General features: G+C 45.2%; 18 protein-coding genes (1 of these 18 only partly in view). 10 read left to right on the plus strand and 8 right to left on the minus strand.

The window, feature by feature from the left end; translation table 11 throughout:
- The 4 genes from dapA to B5D50_RS18895 all read right to left on the minus strand — a co-directional run.
- Positions 1–609: the 5' portion of a 4-hydroxy-tetrahydrodipicolinate synthase gene (gene dapA / locus B5D50_RS18880; protein WP_078924210.1), read on the minus strand. Its footprint begins 273 nt before the window's first position; the window shows 609 of its 882 coding nt (coding positions 1–609); the start codon lies at positions 607–609; the stop codon falls past the left edge of the window.
- Between the two features lie 99 nt (positions 610–708).
- The gene (locus B5D50_RS18885) at positions 709–1,068 is read right to left on the minus strand and encodes a hypothetical protein (protein ID WP_078924211.1); all 360 of its coding nucleotides are present in this window, start codon (positions 1,066–1,068) and stop codon (positions 709–711) included.
- Positions 1,069–1,144: 76 nt separating this feature from the next.
- Complete coding sequence (locus B5D50_RS18890; protein WP_143594423.1) at positions 1,145–3,151, minus strand: sensor histidine kinase; 2,007 nt, start codon at positions 3,149–3,151, stop codon at positions 1,145–1,147.
- 35 nt (positions 3,152–3,186) lie between these two features.
- Positions 3,187–4,140 carry a response regulator gene (locus B5D50_RS18895; RefSeq protein WP_078924213.1) on the minus strand — a complete coding sequence of 318 codons (954 nt, stop codon included), beginning with the start codon at positions 4,138–4,140 and terminating at the stop codon, positions 3,187–3,189.
- A 323-nt stretch (positions 4,141–4,463) separates the two neighbouring features.
- Here B5D50_RS18895 and B5D50_RS18900 point away from each other — a divergent pair, with 323 nt between their 5' ends.
- From B5D50_RS18900 to B5D50_RS18915, 4 genes are all read left to right on the plus strand, one after another.
- On the plus strand, positions 4,464–5,033 hold the full coding sequence (locus tag B5D50_RS18900; protein ID WP_078924214.1) for a DUF4360 domain-containing protein: 570 nt from the start codon (positions 4,464–4,466) through the stop codon (positions 5,031–5,033).
- A 387-nt stretch (positions 5,034–5,420) separates the two neighbouring features.
- Entirely contained in the window at positions 5,421–5,990 is a 570-nt protein-coding gene (locus B5D50_RS18905; protein ID WP_078924215.1) for a DUF4360 domain-containing protein, read from the plus strand.
- A gap of 306 nt (positions 5,991–6,296) precedes the next feature.
- Positions 6,297–6,860 (plus strand): DUF4360 domain-containing protein, encoded by a 564-nt coding sequence (locus tag B5D50_RS18910; RefSeq protein ID WP_078924216.1) that lies wholly within the window; start codon positions 6,297–6,299, stop codon positions 6,858–6,860.
- 81 nt (positions 6,861–6,941) lie between these two features.
- Positions 6,942–7,487: a DUF4360 domain-containing protein gene (locus B5D50_RS18915; RefSeq protein ID WP_078924217.1), complete on the plus strand. Its 546-nt coding sequence runs from the start codon at positions 6,942–6,944 to the stop codon at positions 7,485–7,487.
- On the opposite strand, the gene ppk1 is transcribed toward B5D50_RS18915, so the two are convergent.
- The gene (gene ppk1, locus B5D50_RS18920; RefSeq protein WP_078924218.1) at positions 7,488–9,620 is read right to left on the minus strand and encodes a polyphosphate kinase 1; all 2,133 of its coding nucleotides are present in this window, start codon (positions 9,618–9,620) and stop codon (positions 7,488–7,490) included.
- A 142-nt stretch (positions 9,621–9,762) separates the two neighbouring features.
- On the opposite strand from ppk1, the gene B5D50_RS18925 reads away from it, so the two are divergent.
- Both B5D50_RS18925 and B5D50_RS18930 read left to right on the plus strand, forming a co-directional pair.
- The gene (locus B5D50_RS18925; RefSeq protein ID WP_078924219.1) at positions 9,763–10,233 is read left to right on the plus strand and encodes a peroxiredoxin; all 471 of its coding nucleotides are present in this window, start codon (positions 9,763–9,765) and stop codon (positions 10,231–10,233) included.
- Positions 10,234–10,259: 26 nt separating this feature from the next.
- Positions 10,260–11,681 carry a PhoH family protein gene (locus B5D50_RS18930; protein WP_078924220.1) on the plus strand — a complete coding sequence of 474 codons (1,422 nt, stop codon included), beginning with the start codon at positions 10,260–10,262 and terminating at the stop codon, positions 11,679–11,681.
- 87 nt (positions 11,682–11,768) lie between these two features.
- Here the strand turns inward: B5D50_RS18930 and B5D50_RS18935 are convergent, their stop codons facing one another.
- Entirely contained in the window at positions 11,769–12,419 is a 651-nt protein-coding gene (locus B5D50_RS18935; protein WP_078924221.1) for a carbonic anhydrase, read from the minus strand.
- 121 nt (positions 12,420–12,540) lie between these two features.
- A complete protein-coding gene (gene crcB / locus B5D50_RS18940) occupies positions 12,541–12,927 on the minus strand; it encodes a fluoride efflux transporter CrcB (RefSeq protein ID WP_078924222.1) in 387 nt (128 codons plus the stop codon).
- A gap of 125 nt (positions 12,928–13,052) precedes the next feature.
- Between crcB and B5D50_RS18945 the strand changes: the two genes are divergently transcribed.
- Positions 13,053–13,397: a hypothetical protein gene (locus B5D50_RS18945; RefSeq protein ID WP_078924223.1), complete on the plus strand. Its 345-nt coding sequence runs from the start codon at positions 13,053–13,055 to the stop codon at positions 13,395–13,397.
- A 99-nt stretch (positions 13,398–13,496) separates the two neighbouring features.
- Positions 13,497–13,862 carry an encapsulin-associated ferritin-like protein gene (locus B5D50_RS18950; protein ID WP_078924224.1) on the plus strand — a complete coding sequence of 122 codons (366 nt, stop codon included), beginning with the start codon at positions 13,497–13,499 and terminating at the stop codon, positions 13,860–13,862.
- A 47-nt stretch (positions 13,863–13,909) separates the two neighbouring features.
- Here B5D50_RS18950 and B5D50_RS18955 read toward each other — a convergent pair whose 3' ends face one another.
- Entirely contained in the window at positions 13,910–14,461 is a 552-nt protein-coding gene (locus tag B5D50_RS18955; protein ID WP_078924225.1) for a hypothetical protein, read from the minus strand.
- A 107-nt stretch (positions 14,462–14,568) separates the two neighbouring features.
- Between B5D50_RS18955 and B5D50_RS20420 the strand changes: the two genes are divergently transcribed.
- Together B5D50_RS20420 and B5D50_RS18965 are read left to right on the plus strand one after the other, a co-directional pair.
- Positions 14,569–14,799, plus strand: coding sequence for a hypothetical protein (locus tag B5D50_RS20420; RefSeq protein WP_078924226.1), 231 nt, complete (start codon positions 14,569–14,571; stop codon positions 14,797–14,799).
- A gap of 16 nt (positions 14,800–14,815) precedes the next feature.
- A partial coding sequence (locus B5D50_RS18965) for a CHAT domain-containing protein (protein WP_143594424.1) occupies positions 14,816–17,391 on the plus strand: 2,576 nt, incomplete at its 3' end.

Consider the following 17,391-nt stretch of genomic DNA (forward strand, 5'->3'; position numbering starts at 1 on the left):
AATATTGCCTTTGCCACCCGCAAGAATCAGCTCCATTGCAGTCGCGTCATCACCACTGTAAACATCCAAACGCTCACCGCAACGTTGTATGATTTCGCGGGCGCGCTCAAGATTACCCGTCGCCTCTTTAATACCCACAATATTGGAAATAGAGGCTAAGCGCTCAACAGTTTCGGGCAACAAATCACAACCTGTTCGACCGGGTACATTATAGAGGATTTGAGGAATAGCGACCTGTTCAGCAATTTTTTTATAATGCTGATATAAGCCTTCTTGGGGCGGCTTATTGTAATAAGGCGTCACTAATAGACAAGCATCTGCACCATCACGCATTGCAGCTTGTGTGAGTTCAATCGCTTCATCCGTGCTATTCGAGCCTGTACCCGCAATCACAGGAATCCGCTTATTCACAAGCTGCACGACACGCTTCACGACATAGCTATGTTCCTTATGCGAGAGAGTCGCTGATTCACCGGTAGTTCCTACTGCGACAATGGCATCAGTACCATGCTCGATATGAAACCCAACTAAGGCCTCTAGGGCTTGCTCGTCAATCTCTCCTGCGATGGTCATGGGGGTGACCAGTGCTACCATACTGCCGCGAAACATGGAATCCCTCCAGTTATTAAATCTGCAAAGCATACTACTTGATGCAGTTAGGGAAACACAAGCATTACCACGGTAGCCTTGAACTTGGCCGCTTAGACCTTAGCAGCTGGGCTGAACTTGCCAATTAATTTCTACTTGATAAGTTAAGCGTCCTGCTGGCTCATGCTCCCATTTGACCTCTAACTTACATTGAGCATTGGCTGGATTACAACCTGCCGAGGGTTTGCTGACAATATCGGCCTGACCATAACGGCGTTTTTTGTAGACAATCCGAGCGCTATCAAAAACTGCACAGGCTTTTGGCGGTGTCAGCTTAATCACATCGCTGCCCTTACCGCCTGCTTCCTCTGCATGCTGATACTCAAGCTTAGTCGGGGCCAACTCAACGGCAAAAGCGGTTTGAGTTAAGGCTAAGCCCGCAAATAAAATTAACTGATTAGCAAATTTTTTAATAAACATATCGAAATCCTCAAAAATATCACGACCAACTTAACAAGCTTTTGTTTTCACTCTTCTGGCTTGTTGACTACTGCTACTACACATTTGGTAGTGGCAACCCAATTTCAAGACAAGTCCCAAGAACACTTGGCTTGATAGCAAACTCTGCTTTAATTTTTTGTGCGCGGTACCGCATATTTTTTAAACCATTGCCCGCACGCCCCTCTAAGTTGAAGCCCTTGCCGTTATCACAGACCTCGATAATAATTAGACTTGAACCCTTCGATTTTGACTCCGTTTTTGCTGATAAACGGATGCAAGTTGCACTAGAATGCTTTAAGGCATTCGTGAACGCTTCTTGCAAAATTCTCAACAAATTCAAAGCACGCTCTGGGCCAAAATCAGCCAGTGGTGGTAATTCATCTACATTCCACTCTAAGTCCACGCCACAAGCCTCTAAAGCCACGCCAATCCGCGTGCGAAACATACCTAACATCGCGGGTAAATCTGTACTCGCACTACCTAATGAGTCGATCATTAAGCGCAAATCGTTTAAAGCATGATGGGCAGCATGACTTAATTGCTGCCGATCTACGGTGTCGTTTTCCAATTGACGTAACATACTCGTCAGATACACACCGATTCCGTCATGCATATCACGCATAATCCGAGAGCGCTCATGCAGCAACACTTGCTCTTGGCCTAAAATCCGAATGGTTTCATAGCTTTGAGCTATTTTGCGGGTCTTTTCCTCAACACGTGCTTCTAACTCTTGGTTTAGTTCAATCAGCTGGACATTGAAACTTTCCATCGCTTGCAAAGAGCGAACGAACCGCTGGAGTAAAATCCAACCAAACGCGAGCAACACAAAGGGCGCACCAAAATGAAGAAACCGACCATAAGCTAAAGATTCAAATCCCCAAATCACCATCAGGTCATAGAAAGCTAAGAGCACGACCACACTGCCTGCTGCAACCAACACATATAGGTCGGCACTTCTGACCTGCCAAGCGGCATGGGCTGCAAACAACAAAACATATAACAAACTGAAGCACATCACAGGATAAGCAACAAAGCGCAACAAACCATAAAACCAAGCTTCAGGTACGACCGCTAATAGCAGTGCTAGCCCCACTAAACTGATCAATAAACTCTGTTCAGTCCGTGGGTAACGTTGCTGTAAAAAGCGATGAATAAAAAATACTCCGATTAAACTTAAGCCACCTAAACTGACAACACTCAACCAATCCCAAAGACGATAACTACCTGCAATATTCACTACAAACTGATCTAAGGTATAAATCGACCAAAACACGCCACCTAAAGCACAGAAGCCATACTCCCGATCTTGGCGGCGGTAAAACCACAGCATCCCCATCGCACAACTCAGGACGAGTACCACTAAGGCAATAATTTGAGGCAAGGTTGAACGAAAAAAATGGTAACGCTGATAACTCGCCTCTAAAACTTCAGCACGCCCAATGACTAAGCGATCTAAAAAGCCAGTAGCAGCAGGTTCACTGACCACATAAATATCAAAATAGTTATCACCTTGAATTAACAAACCTTGGGGAATGGTAAACATCAAAGGGCGATTGGTATTGCGTGCCACCGGGGTTTGAAAGCTGCCGCCCCAACCAATTAACCTATCATTGACCAAGATGGCCGGATTATTGCCCGTCGTAGGCAAAACTAAGCTCCACAAACCTTGTGGTGTGGTCGAAAAGGATACTTTGACCCGATACACGGCTTGACCAGATTTTAGAGCGGGCAAGGTGCTGAACTCATCGCGCCACTCATGGGGTAAAATCACTGCTTTACCTTGTTGCTCCAACTGAGCAAGGGACTGACGCACACAATGACCCAGAATCTCCGCCAAAGGCACTACAATATCCGCCGTGGCTAGGCCATCTGAAATACTCGCAGGGCAAGCACTCGGATCAGCAACCACCACCGTAGCATTATTTCGGCTGAGTGCACCCTCTGCAGGAGGCTGATAGCGCACCGTGGTAATTTGCCAACCTAAGACTAAACACACTCCAACGAGGAGCATGATAGGCCATACACCTAAGCGAGCAGGTATTCTTAAGTCAATGATTTTCAAGAAAACAGTCCCTTGCGAACGAATCTGAGCATTCGCTATAACTGATCTAACATGGCACCTAAGGCTTCTTCATGACTGAAGCCTTGAGTCAACATCGCTTGGATGATGGATTTATCATCCACCTTAAAACTCTTACGTACTGCTAAAAAAATCTCACTGGCTGAATAATGCAGTTGTTGTAAACATTGAATGCATTGTCCAAGATCTAAGCTGAATACCATAGTCAATACATCTAAAATCTCACTGCCGTTTTTACCACCCATTTTCAATGCTTCAGCCACTTGCTTGGCATCTTTGTGGGCAGCATGTGAGGTTTGATTTTGCAACATACTCAGTTGCCCCATGCGCCAACCTTCAAATACCGCTTCGTTGCGCGAATTCACCTCTAACTTCTGGTAAATCCGCTTAATATGCGAAGCCACCGTATGCGGTGAAATATCCAAAGAGCGGGCAATTTCTTTATTAGAATAGCCCCGAGAGATGTATTGCAGCACCATTTTTTCTTTCGGCGTGAGTAAGGCATCATTCTCACTGCCACTAGGCGTGCTGGTATCAGTTTGCTGGAAATAATCCAAAATATAACGCGCAATCGCCGGGCTAATCGGAGAGCCGCCCTGTAACAACTGGTGAATGGCATCCGCAATATGAGTCGCCGGTTCATCTTTCAGCAAATAACCACTAGCCCCGGCTTTAATCGCCTCCACCACACTATTCTCATCCCCAAAGCGAGAAATAACCATGACTTCTGCTTTCGGATGCTGTTCACGAGTTTGTTCAATTAATTGTTTACCATTCCCATCAGGTAGCCCTAAGTCGGTTAACAACACATCTAAATCATGATTGTCTAACCATTGAGAGGCCTCGGTATAAGTACTCGCCATTCCGACTAAATTTAAACTGCTTTGAGTACGGATAATGTCAGCTAAACGATTCAGGGTTCCGTGATCGTCTTCGACCAGAAACACTCGTTGAATGTGTGAATTTGTCATTATGCGTCCTCAAATCGTTTTAGCTTATTTAGGGTCAAAACTGAGATTTAAAACTCTACTAATTTGTTTTATACGTGATCACTAATTCCTTGCGTACCCCTTAAATAGGGGATTCGTCATTTTCAGCTCAGCGGAGAAAATTGACACTGACTAGCTCCCTCATTTAGGGGACAAGCGGTAGAGCCAGACTCGTTTATCTAGGGGATGCACAAATGACTGCGGCAAGCGCACTATAGAACTCAGATGGCCAGCACAGTAGCAAACGCCACCCGAATAGATCAGTAAGTGAAATCGACTTATACCGATACCTGAGGAACAAGATCATGAAAACTTTAAGTACTATCATCGCAGCAGCAACCTTAGCTTTAGTAGCCAATACTGCCGCTGCTGCACCGAGCAATAACTCCGTTTATTTCCAAGATCCTGCGATTGCAGGTTCAGGCTGTCCGGGTGGCACCACTGACTATGCCATCACCCCTGACGGACAAACTTTAACCATCCTCTTTGACTCTTATGTCGCCGACCCCGGTAATTTGAGCTGTAACATTGCGATTCCGGTGCATGTACCCAATGGCTTCCAAGTCTCACTCATGACCGCTGATTATCGTGGTTTTGTGCAAGGCCGTGCCGAATTACGGCGCTCTTATTTCTTTGCTGGCTCAACCGGGCCTTCATTAGTAACGCCGATGAGTTCCGCAAGTGGTAAAGATTATACGCAACGGGATAATCTACTCACAATGAGTGAATCCTTTGCACGTTGTGGTCAAGATGTCAACCTACGGATTAATAGCCGGATTCGCACCCGCACTAATAGCAGCTCCATTAGCGTGGACTCTTTAGACTTAAATAACGGTATGATTTTCCATCTGAAATATAAAAGATGTAATTCCTAATACTTGGATCGAGTTTGGATCGAGTGTTTTGACCTAAACCTATCTGCTTGATTTTTCGCGCATCTCCATCTTTGGCGCTATTACTGTAGAGTAGTAGCGCCTTTTCTATTTCTGCACGGTGTACGCCGACTGCCCAAGCTTAGCCTAGCCAACTAGGGTGACGGGATCACCCACTGAGTTCACCCCCTAATTGAAATCCTCCCCTATTTAAGGGAGCTGTCTAGGCTAATAAGTACTAATCTAGGGGATGCACCGCGTTTATTAAACTTGGCAAGATAGTTTTCATGGTGATGCCAGCCATTACCGAGTCGTTACCAAGGCTTTGAAAGTAACCGTAAGCCAACCATTTTAGTCACTCCGTTTTAAATTTGATACGAGGGTTTTGCAATGAAAAAATTAACCATCTTAGGATCAGCCTTATTAACTGCCGCCGTACTCAGCCAAACCAGCGCTGCCGCACCGAGTAATAATTCCGTTTATTTCCAAGCCCCTGCCATTGCAGGGACTGGTTGCCCTGCAGGCACCACGGACTTTGCAATCACGCCCGATGGGCAAACCATGACAATTCTCTTTGATGCCTATTCAGCTGATCCGGGCAACAAAACTTGTAATATTGCAGTCCCCGTCCATGTACCCAATGGTTTCCAAGTGTCCCTGATGACAGCTGACTATCGTGGATTTATAGAAGGCAAAGCTGAACTGCGTCGTTCTTATTTCTTTGCTGGTGCTACAGGTCCGTCCTTAGTGACACCCATGAGTTCACCGAGCGGCCGCGAATACACTCAACGCGATAATCTATTGACCATGAGTGAATCGTTTGCACGCTGCGGCCAAGATGTGAACTTGCGGATTAATAGTCGTATTCGTACCAAAACCAATAGTAGCTCGATCAGTGTGGATTCATTAGACCTAAATAACGGTATGATTTTCCATCTGCAATACAAGAAGTGTAATTAATCATTCTTATATTTTAATAAATTTAACTTAATTAACTCAGACAAATCTATCCTTAGCACTCTAATGACCATCGTTAGAGTGCTTTTTTATTGATGGCTAAGCGATCAACTCAGCTTGAGTCTGTATCCCCTATTTAAGGGAGCTGAATAACAAGGATGCTTACTTATCTAAGGGATAGAGATTCTGGTAAAAACCTTCCAGAATATTCAAGAGTGATGCCCGTCATCACCCGAGGTTGTTAAGCAACCTAAATAACTAAAGATATGGACAATTTATTTACAAAATGCAATGAGAAGGAAAACCCCGATGAAAACGTTAAGTGTTTTAACTGCGACCTTACTCACTAGTGTACTGAGTACAGCTAGCCTAGCTGCACCTGATCCTAACAGTGTTTTCTTCCAAGCCCCCGCCATTGCAGGGACTGGTTGCCCTGCTGGCACGACTGATTTTGCCATTACACCCGATGGGCAAACACTGACTATTTTATTTGATGCCTATGCTGCTGACCCAGGTAATAAAACCTGTAATATTGCTGTACCCGTACATGTCCCGAATGGCTTCCAAGTTTCCTTGATGACCGCTGATTATCGTGGTTTCGTGGAAGGCAGCGCTGAATTGCGGCGCTCTTACTTCTTTGCTGGCCAAGTCGGCCCAAGCCAAAGTACCCTCCTGAGCGGTGGCAGTGGTCGTGACTATACTGAGCGTGATAATTTAGTCACCACCAGCAATTCTTTTGCCCGCTGCGGGGAGGATGTCAACCTACGGGTACAAAGCCGGATTATGACTAAAAACAATAGCAGCTCGATCAGTGTAGACTCGTTAGATCTGAATAATGGCATGGTCTTCCAGGTACAATACCAACGCTGTTAAGCGGCGGTAACTGCATGAACAGGCTCTAGCTAGCCCCCTCTAGTTAGAGCCAAGCCTCTCAGATTTCACCAACGAGGGCCGATGATGAAACCCCTATCTTTCTTAGCAAGCAGCTGTTTAACTCTGAGTTGTTTGATCCTAGCCGCGCCTAGTCAAGCAGCGAGTGTCAGCTTTGAAACCCCAGCAATTGCAGGCAGTGGCTGTTCCTTTGGTAGCTTCAGCTATAGCACCAAAAGCATCAAAAACGGGCAAGTATTGACCCTTCGCACCAATGGCTTTCGCGCTAGGCCCGGTAATGTGACCTGTAATTTAGCCCTACCGGTCAAAGTGCCGAATGGCTACCGCGTGACTGAAATTCATGGTGTGTATAGCGGCTACGCTAAAGGTCGTGCTGAATTACGCCGATCTTATTTCTTAGCGGGTGATACCAACCCCATCTTGGTCAGCCAATGGATCTCAAGCACCGGTCGGGTGTTTACCCAACTAGACAAAACCAAGTTAAAGGCTCGTTGCGGCGAAGATGTGAATGTACGCCTCAACAGTCGTTTGCGCACCACCACCAGCGCCAGTAGCGCCCGAATTAGTGCGATGCTGTTTACCGTACATTATACCAAGTGCACAAGCTAACTAGTGCATAGTGGTCGGCTGAGCAACATCAAGCAGCCGTCCACTAAAACTGGCATCCTCACCACCTAGGGAGGCCATAAGCACGTCTTGAGCCGCTAAAGGCAATTCATTGGGTTGAGGAGTTAAGCGCGTGTACTGTCCCTGTGCATCCAAGATCCAAGCTTGGGTATTATCTTGTAGATATAAACCAAAAGCCTCATCATAAACTCGCTTCCGTAGACCCTCATCTAAAATCGGAAACGCGACCTCAACCCGTCGGAAGAAATTGCGGGGCATCCAATCAGCACTACTGCAATATAACTCTTCAGCACCCGAATTTTTAAAATAATACACCCGAGGATGTTCTAGAAAGCGCCCCATCACCGAACGTACTCGAATATTATCTGAAACCCCAACAATCCCCGGGCGCAAACAACAAACCCCCCGCACCACTAAATCGACTTGCACCCCTGCACTAGAAGCCTCATATAAAGCTGTAATGATTTGTGGCTCAATTAAAGCATTCATTTTCGCCATAATATGGGCGGGCTTACCCGCTTTAGCATGCGCAATTTCACGTTCGATCTTACGCAAGATACTTTGGTGCAAATGAAACGGTGACTCCAATAAACAGTTCAAATGTCGAATATGCCCAAGCCCTGTCAGCATGTGGAAAATCCGATGCATATCCTCAGTCATTTCTGGGCGACACGTAAACAAACTAAAATCAGTATAGGCTTTTGCAGTCCCCGCATGATAATTGCCCGTACCCAAATGAGCATAACGCATTAATTGGCCTTGCTCACGGCGCACCACTAAGCATAATTTAGCATGCGTTTTATAACCGACTACACCGTAAACGACATGGGCATTGGCTTCTTGTAGGCGGCTAGTCAAGGCAATATTCGCTTCTTCATCAAAGCGGGCGCGCAGTTCAACCACCACCGTGACTTCCTTCCCTGCCCGTGCTGCCCGCGCTAGGCTTTCAACCAAAGCCGAATCCTTACCTGTGCGGTATAAGGTCATTTTAATCGCCAATACATCGGGATCACGGGCGGCTTGCGCGACAAAATCTAACACGGGTTGGAAGGATTGGAAGGGCTGATGCAATAACACATCACCACTGCGAATCAGGCGAAACATATCGCGCTTACCCGGTGCTAAGGTCGGCAAATTACCTTGCTGAAAGGGGCGAAAACGTAACTCGGGTCGATCCACTAGATCGAGAACGGTCTGCAAACGATTCAAATTCACCGGCCCACTGACTCGATACACATCTTGTTGCTTCAAATGAAAATGGCGTTGCAGAAAATCCACACTTTCTTGTGGGCAGTGGTCAGAAACCTCTAAGCGTAAAGCCATCCCCGTATTGCGTTGAGCCAATTCACCTTTCATGGCTTTGAGTAAGTCGTCTATTTCTTCCTCATCCACATACATATTGCTATTTCGCGTGATACGGAATTGATGACAACCATCGACCGACATCCCCGGAAATAAGCGCCCAATAAACGCATGCAAGATTGAGGATAAAAATACAAAACTATCACAACTAGGGGCAATGGCTTCTGGCAGACGAATAATTCGTGGCAAGACACGCGGTGCTTGTACAATAGCTGCATCAATTTCTCGCCCAAAAGCATCCACTCCTTCGAGTTCAACAATAAAATTGAGACTTTTATTAATAACTTTTGGAAAAGGATGGGAGGGGTCTAAACCTAGCGGATTGAGCAAAGGCATTAATTCATGGTCAAAATAATCCGAGAGCCACTCACGCTGAGCTTCATTCCATTGAGTGCGGCGGATAAAGTAAATACCCGCTTGCTTCAAAGCAGGAATCAAGACCTCATTTAAAACCGTATATTGTTGACTCACCAACACATGCGCACGAACCGCGATTTCATCGAGCAATTGGCTAGGCTCTAAACCATCCGCACCGACTTGGTTTAAACCTAGAGCCTGTTGCTGGCGTAGGCTACCAACCCGCACTTCAAAGAACTCATCTAAATTAGCACTGGAGATACACAGAAAGCGCAAGCGCTCCAGCAGAGGTAAGCTCTGATCTTGGGCTAACTCTAAAACGCGATGATTAAAAGCTAATAAGCTCAGCTCACGATTGATAAAATAAGTCGGATCCGTTAAAGAAGCTGTGTTCATAATCCTAGATATCAGTGGTACAGGGACTTGCTAACGAAAAGTTCGCCACCATAATCTATAGTTGATGAATGTATGATGACAAATTCCGACTAAATAAATAGCAATATGCGTTTTTAGCAGGACTCAACTAAGGGTAATACGCATGACAGCTCTCACTACAGGTACGCTTGTTCCTGATTTTACAGCAGCAATGACCTCCGGCAAGACCTTCCGCCTATCCGATTTCTATGGCAAACAAGCCCTCGTATTGTACTTTTATCCTAAAGACAGTACCCCGGGCTGCACCACTGAGGGTTTAGATTTCAGTGCAAGCTATGCCGAATTTCAAGCAGCGGGGGCAGAAGTGTTGGGTATTTCTCGTGATAGCCTTAAATCCCATGAAAACTTTAAGGCTAAGCAACACTTTCCCTTTGAATTGATTGCAGATCCACAGGAGCAGATTTGTCAGTTATTTGATGTCATCAAATTGAAAAATATGTATGGCAAACAAGTACGCGGTATAGAACGCAGCACCTTCTTGATTGACCAGCAAGGTAAACTTCGGCAAGCATGGCGTAAACTCAGCGTAAAAGGGCATGTAGCGGAAGTATTAGCGGCTGTTCAAGCGCTCTAGTTAATCATTACTTTACGGAAGCTCGCATGACTCCAGCACATCCTCAACACACTCACGAAAAACGTCTGTTTGTCCTTGATACGAATGTTTTAATTCACGATCCCACCGCTTTATTTCGTTTCCATGAACATGATGTGTTCTTGCCAATGGTGGTTTTGGAGGAGCTTGATAAAAATAAAATCGGGGTCTCTGAAGTCGCCCGTAATGTCCGGCAGGTGAGTCGATTTTTAAATGATTTGATTCAAGCAGAAGGCGAAGATTCTTTAGAAAAAGGGGTTTCACTCGATGTTAACTCTATTTTTAGTCATGATAAACATCCACGCGGGCGCTTATTTTTCCAAACCGAATTAATCGACACCGCCCTACCCCCAAACTTACCGAGCAACTCACCGGATAATGCCATTTTAGGCGTTGCCCTCAAATTGCAGGCACGCTATCCCGAGCGCGATGTGATTTTGGTTTCCAAGGATATTAATCTACGGATCAAAGCCAATATTGTTAACCTCAAAGCAGAAGATTATTTCAATGATCAAGTCTTAGAAGATGCTGATCTGTTGCCACGGGGCTTTCATGATTTACCCGCCAATTTCTGGGAAGAACACAGCAAAAACATGCACTCCTGGAAAGAACAAGGCCATACTTTCTATCGCCTAGAAGGGCCATTGACTGCTGAATGGCAGCCCGGTGAATTTATTAGCTTAGCGGGCGATAATGGTTTTCAGGCGATTGTCCGCGAAATCAAGCCGGATCAGGTGATTGTGGAAACCATCCATAATTACACAGAAGCTCGCCATACGGTATGGGGAATTAACGCCCGTAATCGTGAACAAAATTATGCCCTAAATCTATTGATGGATCCCGATATTGATTTAGTAACACTCTTAGGGGCAGCGGGTACAGGTAAAACTTTACTGACTTTAGCCGCAGGCTTAGCACAAACCTTAGATGATCAACTGTATAAAGAAATTATTATGACTCGTGCGACCGTACCTGTCGGTGAAGATATTGGCTTCTTACCCGGTACGGAAGAGGAAAAAATGGCCCCGTGGATGGGAGCTTTGATGGATAATCTCGAAGTTCTAACCCAACCTAGCAATGGTGGAAAATGGGGGCGTGGAGCAACGGATGAGTTTTTGATGGGCAAGATTAAAATCAAATCACTCAATTTTATGCGCGGGCGTACCTTTTTAAACCGTTATATCATCATTGATGAGGCTCAAAACCTCACCTCTAAGCAGATGAAAACCTTAATTACCCGGGCAGGTCCTGGGACTAAAGTCGTCTGCTTAGGGAATATCGCACAGATTGATACCCCCTATTTAACCGAAACCTCATCTGGCTTAACTTATGTCGTGGATCGTTTTAAAGCGTGGGAACATAGCGGTCATGTGACTTTGCAACGCGGGGAAAGATCACGCTTAGCGGATTTTGCCTCCGATAATTTATAGGGTTCTGCATTTTTGGCACTATTAAGCCTAGTCGCTCACTGCAGCGGCTAGGCTTTAGCTCAAGATTAAATCCTGCTTACATCCTGCTTAAATCGTTGTAAATGGCTCATTGGGTACGTCGAAGAAATCGACTTGACCCGTCTCTAACGAGTATTCTGCGCCCACGACCATCAAACCATCCTGCGCAATTAATTTCTCTAAAATCTCTGAACCGTGGCGAACATGGCTGGTTGCCATCCGAATATTCGCACGCACGGCATGCCGGATGAGTTCCTCGGGATTATCCTTCAATGGTGTTTCCATCAAAGTGGCAACGGCGGGCGCAATCCGTTCGACGATATACCGTTGGTTAGAGGAAGGGTTATGCTCTTTGTTACGTAGATCAGCTAAAGTTGCATTCACTGCACCACATTGGGTATGCCCCATTACGATTACTAAGCGCGTACCGTATTGAGTCGCTGCAAATTCAATGCTACCAATTTGTGAAGGGGCTACGACATTGCCTGCCACACGGATCACAAATAAAGCACCTAGCCCTTGATCAAACACGACTTCAGCTGGCACCCGCGAATCCGAGCAACCTAAAATAATCGCAAACGGATTTTGCCCTGCGGTCAAAGCAGCACGTTGCGTGTGGCTAAGCAGTGAGTCGAGGCTACGTACATTATTGGCAAAGCGCTCATTGCCCTCACGCAGGCGTTGCAAGGCCTCGCTGGCACTCACGGCGACATCTGTCATTTAAGACTCCAGTTCCGGGCCTTCATTGCTGAGCCGGATGATAGTTGGTGGTGCGATGCAGTAAAACAAGTACTACAAGCTGGGTCAATTCCAATACTAGCACAAGCTGTTATTTTTGTGCCTAAGTGGTGCGTAGCCATTGCCAAGTTAAGATACCTAACCAAGTCATTAGCACCGAACCGAGCACATGTACTAACACTAAACCCAAAGCCCACAGGATGCGCCCTGTTTGGAGTAAAGTGAAGGTTTCTACTGAAAAGGTAGAAAACGTGGTTAAGCCCCCACAAAAGCCAGTGATCCAAAGCAAGCGCCATTCAGGGCTGAGCTGAGGTAGATGCATAAACACCGCTAAAGCAATCCCAATTAGGTAAGCCCCGATTAAATTGGCAAGTAAAGTACCGGGGGGCAAGAGTGGAAACCAAGCATTCAGGCGCACCCCTAATTGCCAACGTAAGAGTGCACCTAGTGATGCACCAATAGCGATGACTAGCATCGGTTTCCAAGGCATAGCCGTTACTCGTTCAATCCAATAGACTGGTATTATAAGCAGATCCTAGATAAAGCAGCAGCTTTGCCATATTGAATCGGATCATGATAACGTGCTTGCAATAGCAATAAACTAAGGAACTCTCTATGCGAATTATTGAAGGCGACTTAGCGGGTAGCCCAGTCAAAATCAATCAAGACAATGCCACACTAGAAATCCGTGCACGCCTAATGGTCGCTAAATCTTATCGACTGCCTCAAGACATCAGTGCCTTTCAAATCCTGACCCATAAAAATTATCATAGTTTCGAACAATGGCTGATTATGATTTTGCTCGCATTCACAGGCATAGGCTTACTGATTTCCATCCCAATGTATTTCCTCGCTAAAAAGAAGCGCTTCACTCTACGAATTCAACCTAAAAAGGCGGATTTTTTTGTGATAGAGGGTAATAAAGAGGATTGGCATGAACTGAAACCGTACTTAAGCTAAAAATATAGTCTATACCCAAGACACTGGCACTGAGGAAGATTGGAAATTCAACAAGCCCGTGCTAGCCTAAAACCTGATTAACTCACCGAGGAGTCGCTCATGTCACATGACGGTTATCATGAACCTATCGAAGAATTGTCCGATGCCACCCGCGATATGCATCGAGCCATTGAATCCCTGATGGAAGAGTTGGAAGCGGTTGATTGGTATAATCAGCGAGCCGATGCTTGCAAAGACTCTGAGCTAAAAGCGATTTTGGAGCATAATCGCGACGAAGAAAAAGAGCATGCGGCGATGGTCTTAGAGTGGATACGTCGCAAAGACACAAAGATGGATGAATTTTTAAAAGAGTTTCTGTTTAAAACGGGTTCCATTACCCATGCTGAAGAAGAAATGAAAGCCGCCCCAGCTGCCAAACCGAAAGCCACTCCCAAAGCTAAAAAACCCGCACCCAAAAGCGAATAACCGTAATCTAGAACCCATCTGAAGGGAGGTGGGTTTTATCTTGAAACTTACTGTGCGGCCTGCGCTTTGGAAACTAAGTGTTGGCTCATTTGAAGCATAGCCTTGCCCTGTGTCACAAAGGCGGGCTGAGTCGGTGCTATTGACCTTTTTTTGTTATCTAACCAACGGATTAATTGACCTTGATTAAAGTAATAGCGGTCTTCTGTCACCACCGTTTTTTTTGGATCAAAGGGGGCAACACCTAACTCCTTGGCTGCCTTTTCATCTACATACATCGGTGCGTTATAGCGATGCGTACTAGTCAAAACAAAGATCAATTGCTGACTCTGAAAATAGTACTCACTGAATGTTTTCCCCATCTCACCATAAGCGATGGTTTTAATCAGCTTTAGCTCGCCCTTAGCATCTCGAAACGCTTTAGCCTCAACACCTTCGGTAGCTTGCAAACCAGCATCAAACTCTTTGCCTTTAAGCTTCGGCCGTTGTTGATGAATCGAGTGGTAGTGTTGGCGAATCTCCGTAATTAATGCTTCAGTACTGACTGCATAAGTCGAAGGCAGCATCAAGCCTAAAGCCAAGATCAGGATGAATCGTTTCATGGTTAATCTCTCAAGTATTGACTGAACTGTAAGCACATCTTTTGCGCGCTGCTTGCACATCGTCAAGTCATTAGCTCGGTTAACCAATTGCAAGCCAATTATTAATTGTGGCCTTAAGCAAGAGCGGTGCCTTTACAGTTTTTCTCAGTAAAGACCGTATTTTGGATTCTTTTGCAAGCTTGATCGAGAAATATATAGAAAGTCGCAAAGTCACTGTTGCTATTACAGAAAATGGTCAAACTAAGGATATTCAAATCACCGGATCGCTCAGTGATATTAAACGTGTCTCAAGCGTTTTAAAGATCAAAAAAACTGCTAAACTCCAAGCTTCTTCGTGAGGAGCTTAGCTTGCTGATGAAAACTGCTACTCTTACTTTATATCGTATTGATGATGCACAATTTGCCGTGCGTCTACTCGATGAAAAACAGCACGCTTACTTTACCAGCCAACCGATTCAGCGTACTGAATTGCAACCTTTATTGGCGATAACCCAAAAAAACTACCGCACCCAAGCACCTGACTTAAAGCAGCAAGGGCTGGATTTATTCAATTGGTTTAATACTCAAACTCAAGGCCACCTAGCAAAGTTGCGACAGCCACCTCAGGCATTAGCCCTTAGAATTGATGTAGAGCTTGGGATTAATGATCTAGGTTTGCGGCATTTGCCTTGGGAATTATTAAACGATGGTCACGCTTTTTGGTGTGCAGATGAGATTCACCTTTTTACGCCTTTACGAATTGCAAGCGCTCATCAGCATGAGTGGCAACCTGCTCAACGCCAATTACAACTGCTGTTTATGGCTAGCTCACCAATCAATCTTACACCCAGTTTAGATTTTGAAGCAGAAGAAGCCAGTATTCTCAGCGCTACTGAGAAAAAACCGCTGGTTTTGCAGGTAGAAGAAAGTGGTTCTTTACATGGCTTAGAAGAACGTTTAACTGAAATGGAGCAAGCCCCTGATGTGATCCATATCAGTGGGCATGCTGAGCTTCCAGCGAATAGTGAACCGGTATTTTTATTAGAAAATGATGAAGGCCAGCTACAAAAAACTAACGCCCATGACTTAGCTAAGGTATTAGTTGCTACTGATCGCTTTCCGCGCCTCGTGTTTTTGTCTGGTTGCGAAACGGGTAAATCCGACTTGAGTCGGGAAATGTTATCCTTTGCTGAAAATTTAGTGCAAGCACAAGTTCCTGTAGTACTTGGCTGGGCTTTACCTGTAGGCGATTTTGCTGCCTCGCAAACAGCAGCAATTTTATATAATCGCTTAGCCACAGGCTTAGGTATTGCTGAATCAATCGCAGCAGCGCGGCAGTATTTACTGGCAAAAAACTCCCCTTATTGGCATTTATTACGCTGCTTCACTGATCATTCTGAACTGAGGCCCTTAGTGGCTAAAGGCAAGATTCGCTTTATACCACCTATGGTGACAGAGCAAGCATTTTTGGATGCTGGCAATATGATTGCTGTCTGTAAACGTACTGAGTTTGTCGGCCGACGGCGTTTATTGCAACGTAGTTTGCGACATTTACGTGCTTGGTATGGGAATGAGGCTTATGCAGAGGGTTTATTACTCTATGGCATGGGGGGCTTGGGTAAAAGTAGCACAGCAGCGCGTTTACTTGATCGTTTGACGACCACATATTTTAAAGTAGTTCACTACGGGCGCTTGGATGAAACCAGCCTCTTAACTAGCTTAGGTCGAGCACTCAAACCCGAGGTCTACCGACTACTCAATGATCAAGATAAGACCTTGTATGAACGTTTGCACAGCTTATTTACGATAGAAAACAATCTTTATTGCAATAAGCCTTTGTTAATTGTTCTGGATGATTTTGAGCAAAATATTCCGAAAAGTGAACGTGAGCAAGGCAAAATTGATGGTGTCCATGCTTATGAAGTGCAAAGCTTGCAGATTCTACATACTGTTTTAGAAGCCATTCATTATACAAAGAGTGATGTCCGGGTGATCATCACTTGCCGCCATGATATACCCATCGCTGCGCCTTATCAGTTACACAAAGAGAGCCTAAACTCACTACGCGATGCAGACTTGAATAAGAAAGTGCAGCGTCTAGTTGGGCTACAAACAGCTAGTCTTGAACATAAAACTCAAGCACTACAATTAGCGGACGGTAATCCACGTTTATTAGAACAGCTAAATCAAGTGTTTTTGGATAAGACGATTCCAGTCGATGAGTTATTTAAGCAATTACACAGTACGGCTCAAAGTTTTCGTGAGAAGATTTTGTTGCAAGCTTTGTTAGATGCACAAGTGCCTAGTGTGCGACAGGTGATTGCGCTCACCGCATTATATCGTTTGCCCGTACCTTTAGCGGTGGTGCAGACTTTGAATGAAGATGTGCAGACCTTAGCCTATTTAGTACAAGGTGTGAAAATCGGTTTAGTGGAGCTCAATCACGAGCAAGGGCAAGCTCATTATTTTGTGTCTAATTTATTGGAACATGTTTTAGCGAGTGAGCTTATTAAATCAGAGCGAGCATTTTTGCCAACTAAAGCAGCACAAATTTTAAATGAATTTTGGGGTGAGTCGGGTTCAGAGGCACAGCGTTTGGAAGTGGTGCGCTTAGCAATAGCAGGAAAATTATCGACAGTAGCGGTAGAGGTCGGACATCGTTTAGCTTTTACTATGCGTGATCAATATCGCTGGCATGAAGCAGCCCTATTGTGTCAGCAGATTTTAAGTTTGGATGAAGATTTTCGGATTTTAACGACTCTGGCTCAAGTACAACAGTATTTAGGATCAGGAGCTGCAGCTAAATTAGCGATTGAACGAGCTATAGTCATTGCGACCTCAGTTGAAAATTTAACTGATGCGTTGCGACGAGAGCGCACTTTAAGCTTTGGCGCATACGCCGACATCCTGCAAGCACGCGGGCAACTGGACGAAGCCTTGCGCATTCGGCA

Origin of the sequence: Thiothrix eikelboomii (assembly GCF_900167255.1) — a bacterium.
Taxonomy (GTDB): domain Bacteria; phylum Pseudomonadota; class Gammaproteobacteria; order Thiotrichales; family Thiotrichaceae; genus Thiolinea; species Thiolinea eikelboomii.

Coding starts and splice junctions, on each gene's coding strand:
- B5D50_RS18900 (WP_078924214.1), top strand. CDS start 4,464: ATGAAAACTTTAAGTACTATCATCGCAGCAGCAACCTTAGCTTTAGTA.
- ppk1 (WP_078924218.1), bottom strand. CDS start 9,620: ATGAACACAGCTTCTTTAACGGATCCGACTTATTTTATCAATCGTGAG.
- B5D50_RS18950 (WP_078924224.1), top strand. CDS start 13,497: ATGTCACATGACGGTTATCATGAACCTATCGAAGAATTGTCCGATGCC.
- B5D50_RS18925 (WP_078924219.1), top strand. CDS start 9,763: ATGACAGCTCTCACTACAGGTACGCTTGTTCCTGATTTTACAGCAGCA.
- B5D50_RS18955 (WP_078924225.1), bottom strand. CDS start 14,461: ATGAAACGATTCATCCTGATCTTGGCTTTAGGCTTGATGCTGCCTTCG.
- B5D50_RS18935 (WP_078924221.1), bottom strand. CDS start 12,419: ATGACAGATGTCGCCGTGAGTGCCAGCGAGGCCTTGCAACGCCTGCGT.
- B5D50_RS18910 (WP_078924216.1), top strand. CDS start 6,297: ATGAAAACGTTAAGTGTTTTAACTGCGACCTTACTCACTAGTGTACTG.
- B5D50_RS18905 (WP_078924215.1), top strand. CDS start 5,421: ATGAAAAAATTAACCATCTTAGGATCAGCCTTATTAACTGCCGCCGTA.
- crcB (WP_078924222.1), bottom strand. CDS start 12,927: ATGCCTTGGAAACCGATGCTAGTCATCGCTATTGGTGCATCACTAGGT.
- B5D50_RS18885 (WP_078924211.1), bottom strand. CDS start 1,068: ATGTTTATTAAAAAATTTGCTAATCAGTTAATTTTATTTGCGGGCTTA.
- B5D50_RS18945 (WP_078924223.1), top strand. CDS start 13,053: ATGCGAATTATTGAAGGCGACTTAGCGGGTAGCCCAGTCAAAATCAAT.
- B5D50_RS18915 (WP_078924217.1), top strand. CDS start 6,942: ATGATGAAACCCCTATCTTTCTTAGCAAGCAGCTGTTTAACTCTGAGT.
- B5D50_RS18895 (WP_078924213.1), bottom strand. CDS start 4,140: ATGACAAATTCACACATTCAACGAGTGTTTCTGGTCGAAGACGATCAC.
- B5D50_RS18930 (WP_078924220.1), top strand. CDS start 10,260: ATGACTCCAGCACATCCTCAACACACTCACGAAAAACGTCTGTTTGTC.